Genomic DNA, 12742 nt, shown 5'->3' on the forward strand with positions numbered 1-12742 from the left:
CAATTAATATAAAGAACAATTCCAAAATGAAATGATTTTACTTTCAGCTGGTTTTATTTTAGAATGTGAATGAGATAAAATCTGCCAACCCCATTCACTGGAAATTGGCTATTGTAAATCAAACGTTTGGAGATGAAGATATTGAATACTTTACAGGCATTACTTAACGACAGAATGGAACGCTCTTCACAAATTGAAGCGGTAACTGGCGGGGGTGTGTCTTATACATTTGAAGAATATGCAAAACGCATTGACCAGCTCGCTCATTACTTATATCAAAAGGGGATTCGAAAAGGAGACCGCGTTTGCTTTATTTGTCAAAACCATCATCACTTTTCAACGATTATGCTGGCAGCCATCAAAGCAGGTGCAGTCGCAGTTCCGCTTAGCTGGCAGCTTACTTCTTTTGAGCTGGAAGGTATTTTGAAAAAAGCAGAGCCAAAGGCTTTATTTTTTGACCGTGAATTCCGTGACATCATTGCCGCAGTGAATATGTCTTTAGAAGATTGTCTGATGGTGGAATCCGGTGTCAATGCGAAAACAACCCAGCTGTTTGAAGACATTTTGGCTTCAAATGATGGAAGTCATCTTGCTGATGAGGTATCAGAAGAGGATTTAGCGATGATTTTATTCACTTCTGGAACAACGGGCAATCCAAAGGGCTGTATGGTCGGGCATGGACGAATTTATCAATTTTTAACAAGACATGGGAATCGAGGATTTGATCTGAAAGGAAAACGGTACTTGGCGAGTCATCCGCTGTATCATATGAGTTCAATTAATCATCTGATCGCAGCTGCGATTGAAGGGTATACGCTTGTCTTCTTACATGATGCAACACCGAAACGCATTTTAGAAACGATTGAGAAAGAAAGAATTACGTTCATGATGGCTTTCCCATCAGCTTACACGTACATGCTAGAAGAAATGAAACGCGGTTCGTACGATCTCTCATCTTTTGAAATTGCGATTTCTGGCGGTACAAAGGTGCCGGTACGCTTAATTAAAGATTACAAAGAAGCAGGCATTCAGATGATGCATGGCTATGGAAGTACGGAAGCATGGGTTGTCAGTGCGTGGCATCCAGCGATGGGTGAGGATAAAATGGGCTCTGCAGGTAAAGTGGATGCGGATGTAGATGTGAAAATCGTACATCCTGAGACAGAGGAGACACTGCCAGCTGGAGAAATTGGCGAAGTCGTCATGAGAAGCCCATTTTATTTCCTAGGCTACTATCATCAGCCTGACGCTACTGAGAAGGTGCTGAAAGATGGCTGGTTCCATATGGGGGATGCAGGCTATCTAGATAAAGACGGTTTTCTTTTCATCACAGGCAGATACAAAGATGTGATTCTGTACGGCGGGGATAATATCTATCCTGACCAAGTAGAAGAGATTATTGAACAAATTCCAGGTGTGATTGAGTCAGCTGTCATCGGGGTACCGGACGAATTATATGGGGAAGTGCCAAGTGCGTATATCGTAAAAGACGAATCCTCCGATTTCTCCGAAGAAGATGTGGTGAACTATTGCCAGGAACGTTTGGCAGATTACAAAGTGCCCTCCATTCATTTCACACAGGAGCTGCCAAAAAACAAGCTTGGTAAAATCATGAAGAAAGATTTACGTGAATTGGTTGTGAATGCGTAGTACCTATTCTGCTATAATGAAATTTGAATGATTTTTTGTTTTTCTAACGTTTTGGAGGGAAAGGGTTTGCGACATATTCTTCGTAAGAAACACATTCACGATTTGTTAGAACAGAGCAGGCAGCAAAAGGTAAAGAGAACGCTGGGCGGGCTCGATCTCACGCTCCTTGGTATAGGGGCAGTGATCGGCACGGGGGTCATGGTGTTAACCGGAATTACAGCGGCTAAGGATGCAGGACCGGCTGTCATTTTCTCCTTTGCCATTGCAGCGATTGTGTGCAGTTTGGCAGCACTTTGCTATGCAGAAATGGCTTCAGCGCTGCCTGTATTCGGCAGTGCATACATTTATTCATATACAACGATGGGTGAGCTTGTCGGGCATCTAATGGGATGGACTTTATTGTCCGTTTATATGCTGACTGCTTCAGCTGTCGCAAGTGGCTGGTCGAGTTATTTCAACAGCTTGCTTGAGGGGTTTGGCATTTCGATTCCCCATCAATTTTTAGCGGGGCCAGAACAAGGCGGATACATGAATCTGCCAGCCATTATCATTGCCTTACTGATTGCGTGGATCTTATCTAGAGGAACGAAGGAAAGTAAAAAATTCAATAATATCATGGTGTTTGTGAAACTCGGTATTATTGTTCTTTTCATTGTAGTGGGCGGGTTTTATGTACAGCCATCCAATTGGCAGCCGTTTATGCCATTTGGTGCAGAAGGCGTCATTGCCGGTGCTGCTGCTGTGTTTTTTGCCTTTTTAGGATTTGATGCGATTTCTGCTTCTGCGGAAGAGGTAAAAAATCCGCAGCGGAATCTGCCAATTGGCATTATTGGCTCATTACTCATTTGCACGATCATTTACATTGTCGTTTGTTTGATCATGACAGGTATGGTGCACTATACAAAACTGAATGTCACAGAGGCTATGTCCTATGTGCTGCAAAGTGTACATCAAAATAGCGTAGCCGGTATTATTTCTGTCGGTGCGGTTATTGGATTGATGGCTGTGATTTTCGCCAATAATTATGCAGCAACTCGAATTGCTTATGCGATGGGACGAGATGGACTTTTGCCTAAAGTGTTTTCGAAAACAAACAAAAGCGATACGCCTGTTGCAAGCATATGGATGATTGGCGGCATGACAGCTGTTATTTCAGGGTTTATTGATTTAAAGGACTTGTCCAATTTAGCGAATATCGGTGCTTTATTGACGTTTGCGATGGTGAGTTTATCTGTGCTCATTTTGAGAAAGACACATCAGCAGCTTGAGAGGGGATTCCGGGTTCCATTTGTGCCGGTCTTGCCGATTATCTCAATGGGCTGCTGCTTGTTCCTTATGCTCAACTTACCAGGCCGGACGTGGCTTTACTTTGGTGTTTGGCTGTTAATCGGTGTCGTCATGTACGCAGCGTATTCAAACAAACATAGTGAATTAGCGAAAGCTTCATGAGAAAAAGGTGCAAATCCGTTGACGATTTGTGCCTTTTTTCATACGATTTGGGATAAGCTATAAAAGAGAAGATGGACGGACAAGAGGAGGATGAAGGGTATGATTAGCGTTAGTCCTTATATTGTGGTAGACGATGTGAAGGAATCTCTTCAATATTATCAAGGAATTTTTGGCGGAGATATTCATATTTTAAATGAACATCAAGACCGTGTGCTGCATGCGGAACTTCACCTTGGAGAATCATTGCTTCACTTTTCAGATAGGTTTGGCCGCACACCAAAGCCCGAACATCTCAGATTGATTATGCAGTTTGACAATGAAGAAGAACTAAAGGCTGTATATGAAGCGCTAGAAGCTGACGGAGATGTACTGGTCGAATTACAGGATACGTTCTTTGGTGCACTTCACGGACAAGTACAGGACCGCAAAAATGGGTTGATCTGGGTGCTGAATTATATGAAATAGATGAAGACAAAGAGCTAAATAAAGATCATGCAATGATATAAAAATAAAAAATGATTGTGGACACAGCAACCTCAAAAAACAATTCCCTTATATTTACCTTAAATCTATTGAATATCCAGGTGATAAATCTATGTATGATCTCTTTTCAGCAAAATTATTGTTTGAATCCATACCGTCTCCCAAAGTTAGACCTGATAAGATATTTGAAGAAAGAATCGTATTAATCAAAGCAAAAGATCAAGATGAAGTTAAAAAAATTATAGAAAAAAGTTTTCCAGAAGAAACATTTGGAAATGGGGATTACGGACAAACAACAAAAAAATTAGTAGCAATCCTAGATATATTTGAACTTGTAGACAATTTAGAAGAAGAACCACTTCACTTAAGTGAAGTGTATTGTCGTTATCTTTCATTTGATGAAGAAATATCTCCAAAAGAAGCAATAGAAAAATATTCTCTAGATAAATAAAAATCGTAAAAAAAGCAGACTGATTAGAGTCTGCTTTTTTAGTTATTTAGTCATTTAGCACAAATACATATCTTCTCTGTTTCTTTCGCAATAAGACACCAATTCGCTGTTCAAGGATCCTTGGTCAAAATTCTAAGACCTTCACTATTGTGAAGGTTTTTTTGGGAGTGTTTTTATTTTCTGAAAAATGGAAAATATGCTATGTTGGAAGAATAAAAGAACAAGGAGAAGGGTGGCAAAGGGATGGAGCAAATTGAATTTCAATCGATCCAAACAAATGGTGTAACACTTCACACAGCAATGGCTGGACCTGAGAATGGCCCGCTGCTTGTACTGCTGCACGGGTTTCCTGAGTTCTGGTACGGCTGGAAGAACCAAATCATGCCCCTCGCTGAGGCAGGCTATCGTGTCGTCGTTCCTGATCAAAGGGGCTACCATCTAAGTGATAAGCCAGAAGGAATCGAATCCTACGTATTAGATCAACTGAGAGATGATATCGTAGGGCTGATTAAGACGCTTAGTCCGAATCAAAAGGCGATTGTGGGTGGTCATGATTGGGGCGGAGCAGTTGCTTGGCATTTGGCATCCACACGTTCTCAATATGTAGAGAAATTAATCATTGTCAACATGCCGCATCCGCGGGTCATGATGAAGGTTCTTCCGTTTTATCCCCCGCAGTGGAAGAAAAGCTCCTATATCGCTTTCTTTCAGCTTCCGAATGTGCCAGAGGCAGCACTTCAGGAAAATCACTTTCAAAAGCTGGATGAAGCCATTGGATTGACTGCAAGACCACATTTGTTCACGAAGGAAGATGTATTAAGCTACAAGCTGGCTTGGACGCAGCCAGGTGCCATGACCTCAATGCTGAATTGGTACCGCGCCATCAAAAAGGGCGGCTTTGAAAAGCCGATATCAAAACGCATTTTAGTACCTGTTCGCATGATCTGGGGGATGGAGGACAAGTTTTTAAGCAGAAAGCTGGCGAAGGAAACGATGAAGATTTGCCCAAATGGTCAGCTGATTTTTGTCGATGATGCTTCTCATTGGATCAATCATGAAAAGCCAGAAGTGGTGAACAAACTCATACTCGAATTTTTGAACTAAAGAAAAAAGCTCTGATCAGAGGACCAGAGCTTTTTTTATTTATCCGATTTGATTCTTTTTCAACGAAGCAGGTTCGTCGTCCCAGCATTCAATTTTCTCATTGTTTGGAACGGCATTTTTATAGAAGACAGGGTCCTTGCCTTCTTTTTTCTGTCTCGTATAATCCTTCAATGCTGCAAAGGCGACCTTAGACAGCATGGTAATGGCGATGAGGTTGACGATGACCATGAGTCCCATGAAGAGATCGGCTAGACCCCAAACGAGAGGAACAGTTGCAACTGCACCGAAAAGAACCATTCCAATAACGGCAATTCGATAGATGTTAAGCCAAATTTTGTTGGCACCAAGGAATTCAATGTTCGTTTCACCATAGTAATAGTTACCGATCAATGTACTAAAGGCGAATAGGAAAATCATGATAGCAAGGAATCCAGAGGCCCATGGCCCAATGTGCTGACTGAGTGAAGCCTGTGTTAATTCAATTCCTTGCAGGTTCGTTGTTTTGTACGCATCAGAGAATAGGACAAGGAAGGCTGTGCTCGTACAAATAATTAACGTATCTGTTAATACGCCAAATGCCTGGATTAACCCTTGTTTTACAGGGTGACTTGTCACGGCTGTTGCTGCTGCGTTAGGTGCACTACCCATACCAGCCTCATTCGAGAAGAGACCGCGTTTAATCCCTTGTAATAATGCCCCGCCTAGTGTTCCGCCAGCAAACTGTTCAAACCCGAAGGCATGTTTCACAATCGTACTGATGACACCAGGAAGTTCAGTGATATTTGTCACAATAACAAAGAATGCAATTCCGATATAAGCTAGAGCCAGTACAACGACAATGTATTCAGAAGCTTTTGCAATGGCTTGGATTCCCTTGAAAATGATTGCTGCAAAAATAACAGCCATTACAATACCGACTGTTAAACGGTCTAATCCAAAGGAGTTTTCAAAAGCGACGGTGATCGTATTTGATTGAACCGCATTAAAGACGATTCCAAAAGAAATTGTAATTAGGATCGCAAATAAAATTCCCATCCAGCGCTTGTTTAACCCTTTTTCCATGTAATAAGCAGGTCCACCGCGGAATCCTGTTTTATCTTTCACTTTATACACTTGGGCTAATGTACTTTCAACAAAGCTTGAGGCAGAACCGATAATGGCTACGATCCACATCCAAAAAATTGCCCCAGGTCCACCAATTGCAATGGCGATAGCAATCCCTGTGATATTCCCTGTTCCTACACGTGCCGCCATACTGATGGCAAATGCTTGGAACGGTGATATCCCCTCTTTTTCTTTTCTTCCTTCTTTCAGGACACGCACCATTTCTTTAATCATTCTCACTTGCAGGAAGCGTGTTCTATATGTGAAGTAGACCCCTACTCCAAGTAACAGAGCAATCACAATATAAGTCCAAATAAAATCATTTGTATTTGTTAAATAAGATAGCAAAGCTTTTTCGTTCATAACATCACCTCTTCGAATTCATGACTGTTCATTTTAAAAAATACTGAGATCCCACTCTTTGGCGAGCTTTTTCAGCATCATGACACCGGTAATACTATTTCCGCAATCGTCAATGGCGGGACCATAAATACCGATTCCGCAGCCTGTCTGAAATGGGAATTCTCTTCTTGCGCTTGGCGGAACGCAAGCCATAATTCCTCCAGACACACCACTTTTGGCTGGAACGCCTACGAAAGCAGCAAAATTACCAGATGCATTATACATGCCGCATGTCAGCATCAATGCCTTTGTTAGTCTTGCGATATCCTTTGGTATGACTTGGACCTGTTTAAAGGGATGGTAGCCATCACTTGAAATAATCAGTCCAATCAAGGCGATGTCCTCTGTTGTGACCTCGATGGAACATTGCTTTAAATACACTTCTAATGTCTCTTCGACATCTGATTCTAAGTAATTGGTTTCTTTTAAGTAATAAGCAAGAGCACGGTTGCGGTGCGCAGTTGCCCATTCTGATTGATAAACCTCTTCATTAACAGATGGACGCTTTCCTATTAAGTTTTCGATTAAATCGAAAATATATGCTAGCTTTTCTGTAGAAGTCTTTCCGGGAAGGATGGAGGATACGGTAATAGCTCCAGCATTAATCATTGGATTAAAGGGCTTCCCCGGTTTATGCATCTCAAGGCGGTAGATGGAATTAAATGCATCACCAGTTGGCTCTACATCTACCCGGTCCAAGACGTAAGGAACGCCTCTTCCTAAACAGGCAGCTATAAAGCTGATGACTTTTGAGATACTTTGCAGGGTAAAGGGAACGTCCCAATCACCATATCGTACAGATGATCCATCTGGGCCTATCACGCTGATACCAAGTTGAGAGGAATTCACTTTTCCGAGTGCTGGAATGTAGCCAGCATTCTGCCCGTTTTTGTAATACGGACGTATTTCTTCTGCCCATTGATCAACAGAAGACTGGCATGCGTGTTGTGTATTATTAGAAATTGCTGTTTTCATACGATTCCTCCAATCAAAAATCAAAAAGTACCCTATTGAATTGGCGGATGACAAAAAATGCGATCAAATAGGCACGAAAACATGTTACACATCTTCAAAGAACTTGTCATGCGCTGCTTGTACCACTCCTTTACACCTAAATATATGTTCAATTGAAGGCTTTGGCGGCGAAAAAACAAAAAGGGTTTTTAGTGAAAATTCAGAAAACGCTTACATATAGTTTCACTAAAATTGTTCATTTAATTTATCTTGGAAACTACACAATCTGACGAAAATCTACAGAAAAACTTACAAATAAAAATCGGTTTGTCGATGATTGTCTAAACAATTCCCATTATTGTAGACAATCACCAAAACGCTGAATAGCTGAAAGGTCACCATGCCGTCTCGGAGAATAGTCATAAAAAAGGATTTTGGGGAAAGAAGGAGCCGTGAAAATTATTTTTTTGCACATTGTGAAGAAAAGAGTCTCCTTGTATACTGTGGCTATGCAAAAAGGGGAAGGGATGTCAGTCATTTGAGTTTAAACCAGCTTGTCAAAAAAGACGCATTCATTTTAATTTTTATGGTGGTTATTGTGCCGCTTGCAGGAGAACTGAAGTTTTATCCTGTGAATGAGACGTTCCGGATCAGCTTTGGCGCACCTGCGTTTTTCTTTTGTTTATTACTCTTAAGGAAATCTAGACCGTTTTTGCCTGGGTTTTTAACAGGCGCAGCCATTGTGCTTTTTCGAGTCGGCTTAGATCTGATTCAGCATAATGCTGGACTGGCTGCATCATTTTATCAGCAATTCCCAAGTTTCTTTTTCTATTTTACATATGCATTTCTGTTCTTTGCCGTCCGTACGGGACGTTTTAAACAGCGCTCTATTTTTATTGGCATCATTGGTCTCATGATTGAATTAGTGGCTGATCTTGTTGAGCTCTTTGTACAATTTTTAGTGTTTGATACGACGATGACGCTATCAAAGCTGAGTGATATGTTTCTCATTGCGTTTGCTCACAGCTTTGTCGTAATCAGCTTTTTTAATATGATGAAGCTATATGAGGCACAATCAAGAGAGAAGCAAATCATGAAACAAAATGAGCATATGATGATGGTCATTTCAAATTTATACGAAGAAACGGTTCATTTAAAGAAAACGTTAAAACATACAGAGCACATTACGCAAGAATCATACAGGCTTTATCGTCTCTTGCATGAACACGAAGCAGGGAAGAAAGTGAGTCAGGAGCTATTGAAGCTTGCAGGAGAAATCCATGAAGTGAAAAAGGATAATCAGCGTATATATGCTGGGCTTTCGAAGCTAATTTCTAAGGAAAATATGCAAGACTATATGAAGGCAGAAGAACTCGTTCAAATTGTACTCCGCATTCAAGAAAAGTATGCGCTCTCTCTAGGGAAAAACATCTCCTTTATATCTGATATAAGGGGCATTCATTTGCATGATTATCATGTGTTCATTTTTTTATCGCTCATTAATAATTTAATGGCAAATGCGGTTGAAGCCATAAAGGATAACGGAATGATCTCACTCGTATTGAAAGGAAGTCATGATAAAATAGAGATTCGGATTGAAGATGATGGCCCGGGGATTCCTGAAAAAATGAGAGAAATAGTATTTGATCCAGGCTATACTTCTAAATTTGATGCATATGGAACACCATCAACTGGGATTGGCTTATCCTATGTGAAAGAGCTGGTTAAAGAGCTTGGCGGTCAAATTAAAATCGAACAAAGAGAAACAAAGGGAACAGCTTTTCAGCTAATCCTTCCTATACAAAATTTAATACAGAGAGGGTGAGTGTATGCGATTTTTCATTGCAGATGATGATCGTGCAATACGCTCGATTTTAGGTCAAATCATTGAGGATGAAGATTTGGGAGAAGTCGTAGATGAAGCCGATGACGGAGTTGGATTAGAAGCCCATTCATTGAACCTAAAAAAAGTAGACATCCTTCTGATTGACCTTTTAATGCCTGCTAGAGACGGCATTCAAACGATTCGTCATATTCACCCTGAATTCAAAGGTAAAATCATGATGATTTCCCAAGTAGAGGCGAAAGAGATGATGGCAGAAGCCTATGAATTAGGGATCGAATATTATATTCATAAACCTGTCAATCGAATTGAGATCGTCAGTGTGATTCGAAAAGTCATGGAGCGTATTAAGCTGGAGAAATCGATATATGATATTCAAGCTTCCCTTCGCCATGTGCTGCCGTTAGAGCCTGTAATTTCTCATGATACGACGGGTGCTGGGGCGAAAAAAAGGACGATGAAAGAGGCAGGGGAATTTCTCTTATCCGAACTAGGAATTGTCGGAGAGAGCGGTTCTAAGGATTTACTAGAGATCCTGATCTACTTACATGAAACACAGTCAGCCAATTCTCATGAGGTCAATTTCCCGCCGCTAAAGCAGCTCTTTATCAAAACAGCGGAGAGGAAGCTGGATCATGGAGCAACCGATGTAGAAGTGATGAGGGAAGTGAAAGCGGCAGAGCAGCGGATTAGACGAGCTATTCACCATTCCTTGAATCATTTTGCTTCACTAGGATTAACAGATTTTTCGAATCCTAAATTTGAGCACTATGCGTCGAAGTTTTTTGACTTTACCGATGTCAGCCAAAGAATGAAAGAGATGCAGAAGACCTCTTCATCCGCAGGATCGACGGGCAGAGTCAATACGAAGAAGTTTGTTCAAATCTTTTATTTTGAAGCAAAGCAGTTATTTGAGGGAATGAGCTGAAGAAAATCTGTTGGAATGATTGGAGAAAATAAACAGAAAAAGACCGCTATTCCTATGATCTGTCGTGATCTTTATGTATCTTTGTTATTTAACTGATCATTCTGATTTTTCTTTTTTCTTGAAAATAAAACTCTCCTGTGCAATCGTTTGTTAAAATAGTGAGGTTAGACTAGAATGTCGGAGGTTTTATTTTGGGAAAAATTAAACGAAATGCGCTCTGCCCATGCGGAAGCGGAAAAAAATATAAACATTGCTGTGGTCAAAAGTCAGGCGGAGAACAAACGTCTGAGCTTGTGTTTAAGGAAGCTGTACAAGTTCAAAAGGATTTAATGAATTATGCTTTCTCTAAGCATCAGAGAGCCATCAATCAATTCATTAATGAGTTTTCTTTCCTTGCAGATATGGATAAAGAAACGCAACAAATTTCAGTTTTCCATTTGAGTGTATGGGGCATTTTCTTCCGTCCATTAACGGATCAGAAAGAAACCATCTTCCAAGAATTTCTGACAAAGAAAGCAGAGGATATTACCCGTCCGAAAACAAAACAAGTGGTTCAATCATGGACAAACATGGAACCATCTTTGCTTTTATTAAATGAAAAAACGGACGAGTCTCTTTACTTTGAGAATATGGTGACAGCTGAGAAGGTTGAAGTAGATGTAAAACCGGATCAAACAGTCTTGCCTGAAAAAGGAAGTCTCGTGCTTGGATTCCCTGTTCAATTTGAAGAAAAAGCAGAGTTTTTCATTCAATATACGATGTTTGCGAAAGAGTTTACAGATACGCTTCTTCTTCAGGTTCGTCAGCTTGTTGAAGCATATGAGGCAAATGGAGGGGCACGCAGTACATTTATGAGAGAATCATTCCCTGACGTGCTGAAGTGCATGTTTGCGAAGCAAGAAGTAGAAGAATCAGAAACATCTGCTCAAACAGAAGGCGATACTGGTCTATCAGCAGATCGTATGGACTGGGCAAGTGACGTTCAGCTGGAAACAGCTAAGCTGATTGAAGACGGAATGAAGGAACACGGTGATCAAAGCCTGACAGATGGCGCTTTAACTGTGTGGAAAGCCTATTGTGATCAGAAATCACCTGTGATTCGTAAAGCAGCATCATTTGCTGCGGGAATCGAATATTACATTCATTCACTTGCAAGCGATGCCCCGCTTTCTCAAGCGCAAATAGCGAAAAAGTATGGCATTAGTGCGTCTACTGTATCGAGCCGTTTTAAAGATATTGAAAAAGCGGTGAAAGAAGAGCAAGAGGCGACTGTATAGCATAATAGAAAAGACGCGGCACCTTCATGGGCCAGCGTCTTTTTTGTTGATGCTTATCTTGTTTTAATAAAACCGCTCATGTACTGCGATGTATTATAATCGTTGAGGTCAATTTTCCACTGACCATCCCCATTACGTTTCATTTTCACTTCGTATTCAGCTGGGCTGGAGACTGGGGGAAGCTTCTCGAATTCAGACGCGTACATGTCTAAGCTTTTCTTATACAATTCTTCTTTAGAGCGGATCTTGCCGTTGTAAAACTCGTCTCTTTGCTTGTCTAGCTTGTCTTTTAAGTTAGAAGCATCAATGCCTGTTACTTGAGCGACAACCTTCGCCTCGTCATCAGAGATGGTTTTCACACTTGTTTCTACTTTGGCTTTATCCTTCATGGTGTTTTGAATGCGTTTATACATAGACAGAATATCACGATCACTTACTTCATTTCCGTACATGCCGGCACTTCTTTTGAAGTCTTTGACAAACATTTCGTGGTATTTATTGACGACATCCGATTGGTTGTCACCTGTTAAATCGGCAAATTGATCGTTCTTTTTGTCAAAGACAATCATATCGGTATAAGCGGATAGCGCCTTTGCAGGGTTATCCAGCTTTTTCGCTGTATCCAGTATTTTGTTTCCATCTAGGTTGATTTCGATCGAATCACTGTTTTTCTTGATGCTGTCTTGGTACACGAACTGATATTTTTTCCCTTTGTCTACTAGGAAATAAAGAGCACCTGATTGTGATTTGCCTTTGTTCAATGAACCGAGGTCAAGGCGGTCTTTACTGCCGTAAAATTTTAAATCAGATACTTTGGCATCGTCCTGATAAAGGGAGAAGTCAGAGTTATATAATGAAAGGGCTTTGTCACCTTTGTTTGTGATCGTCAAGTTGACTTTTAAAACCAATTCATTGTCTCTTAGCGTAGTTGTTGAGTCTTCTGGTAACGTATATTCGTAGCTATTGACTTTTACCTCTGCTGTTTTTGTTGATTTTTGATCAGCGTTGCTTGATTTGGCTGAGCTCTGGCAGGCTGCAGAGATGATCATCACGAATGAAATCATGAGGAGTGCACTTATTTTTTTTAGATTCACAGT

11 protein-coding genes are annotated in these 12742 nt (G+C 40.8%); 8 read left to right on the forward strand and 3 right to left on the reverse strand.

Features of this window, described 5'->3' with window-relative positions:
- The first annotated feature begins 141 nt into the window (after positions 1-141).
- The 5 genes from ACP7A0_RS10515 to ACP7A0_RS10535 all read left to right on the forward strand — a co-directional run bounded on the left by ACP7A0_RS10515 (position 142) and on the right by ACP7A0_RS10535 (position 5137).
- Positions 142-1650 (forward strand): class I adenylate-forming enzyme family protein, encoded by a 1509-nt coding sequence (locus ACP7A0_RS10515; RefSeq protein ID WP_066031379.1) that lies wholly within the window; start codon positions 142-144, stop codon positions 1648-1650.
- A gap of 66 nt (positions 1651-1716) precedes the next feature.
- Positions 1717-3099, forward strand: a complete 1383-nt coding sequence (locus ACP7A0_RS10520) for an amino acid permease (RefSeq protein ID WP_060595461.1) — start codon at positions 1717-1719, stop codon at positions 3097-3099.
- A 99-nt stretch (positions 3100-3198) separates the two neighbouring features.
- Complete coding sequence (locus tag ACP7A0_RS10525; protein WP_375566830.1) at positions 3199-3564, forward strand: VOC family protein; 366 nt, start codon at positions 3199-3201, stop codon at positions 3562-3564.
- A 130-nt stretch (positions 3565-3694) separates the two neighbouring features.
- On the forward strand, positions 3695-4033 hold the full coding sequence (locus tag ACP7A0_RS10530) for a DUF4288 domain-containing protein (RefSeq protein ID WP_034664284.1): 339 nt from the start codon (positions 3695-3697) through the stop codon (positions 4031-4033).
- A gap of 243 nt (positions 4034-4276) precedes the next feature.
- Positions 4277-5137 (forward strand): alpha/beta fold hydrolase, encoded by an 861-nt coding sequence (locus ACP7A0_RS10535; protein ID WP_106039363.1) that lies wholly within the window; start codon positions 4277-4279, stop codon positions 5135-5137.
- Between the two features lie 39 nt (positions 5138-5176).
- Here the strand turns inward: ACP7A0_RS10535 and ACP7A0_RS10540 are convergent, their stop codons facing one another.
- A complete protein-coding gene (locus ACP7A0_RS10540; RefSeq protein ID WP_034664280.1) occupies positions 5177-6604 on the reverse strand; it encodes an alanine/glycine:cation symporter family protein in 1428 nt (475 codons plus the stop codon).
- Between the two features lie 33 nt (positions 6605-6637).
- A complete protein-coding gene (locus tag ACP7A0_RS10545) occupies positions 6638-7618 on the reverse strand; it encodes a glutaminase (protein WP_012008818.1) in 981 nt (326 codons plus the stop codon).
- Positions 7619-8135: 517 nt separating this feature from the next.
- Between ACP7A0_RS10545 and ACP7A0_RS10550 the strand changes: the two genes are divergently transcribed.
- From ACP7A0_RS10550 to ACP7A0_RS10560, 3 genes are all read left to right on the forward strand, one after another.
- Entirely contained in the window at positions 8136-9422 is a 1287-nt protein-coding gene (locus tag ACP7A0_RS10550; RefSeq protein WP_375566834.1) for an ATP-binding protein, read from the forward strand.
- A gap of 4 nt (positions 9423-9426) precedes the next feature.
- Positions 9427-10368 (forward strand): response regulator, encoded by a 942-nt coding sequence (locus ACP7A0_RS10555; protein WP_066031376.1) that lies wholly within the window; start codon positions 9427-9429, stop codon positions 10366-10368.
- 191 nt (positions 10369-10559) lie between these two features.
- Entirely contained in the window at positions 10560-11645 is a 1086-nt protein-coding gene (locus tag ACP7A0_RS10560; RefSeq protein ID WP_066031375.1) for an SEC-C metal-binding domain-containing protein, read from the forward strand.
- Positions 11646-11698: 53 nt separating this feature from the next.
- Here the strand turns inward: ACP7A0_RS10560 and ACP7A0_RS10565 are convergent, their stop codons facing one another.
- Positions 11699-12739, reverse strand: a complete 1041-nt coding sequence (locus ACP7A0_RS10565; RefSeq protein WP_066031374.1) for a DUF4352 domain-containing protein — start codon at positions 12737-12739, stop codon at positions 11699-11701.
- Positions 12740-12742: the final 3 nt, after the last annotated feature.

It is taken from the genome of Bacillus sp. DWP3-1 (assembly GCF_049896565.1).
Classification (GTDB): domain Bacteria; phylum Bacillota; class Bacilli; order Bacillales; family Bacillaceae; genus Bacillus.

Bases quoted from the DNA above. Each gene is read 5' to 3' on its own strand.
- ACP7A0_RS10555 (WP_066031376.1), top strand. From the start codon at position 9,427: ATGCGATTTTTCATTGCAGATGATGATCGTGCAATACGCTCGATTTTA.
- ACP7A0_RS10525 (WP_375566830.1), top strand. From the start codon at position 3,199: ATGATTAGCGTTAGTCCTTATATTGTGGTAGACGATGTGAAGGAATCT.
- ACP7A0_RS10530 (WP_034664284.1), top strand. From the start codon at position 3,695: ATGTATGATCTCTTTTCAGCAAAATTATTGTTTGAATCCATACCGTCT.
- ACP7A0_RS10545 (WP_012008818.1), bottom strand. From the start codon at position 7,618: ATGAAAACAGCAATTTCTAATAATACACAACACGCATGCCAGTCTTCT.
- ACP7A0_RS10535 (WP_106039363.1), top strand. From the start codon at position 4,277: ATGGAGCAAATTGAATTTCAATCGATCCAAACAAATGGTGTAACACTT.
- ACP7A0_RS10540 (WP_034664280.1), bottom strand. From the start codon at position 6,604: ATGAACGAAAAAGCTTTGCTATCTTATTTAACAAATACAAATGATTTT.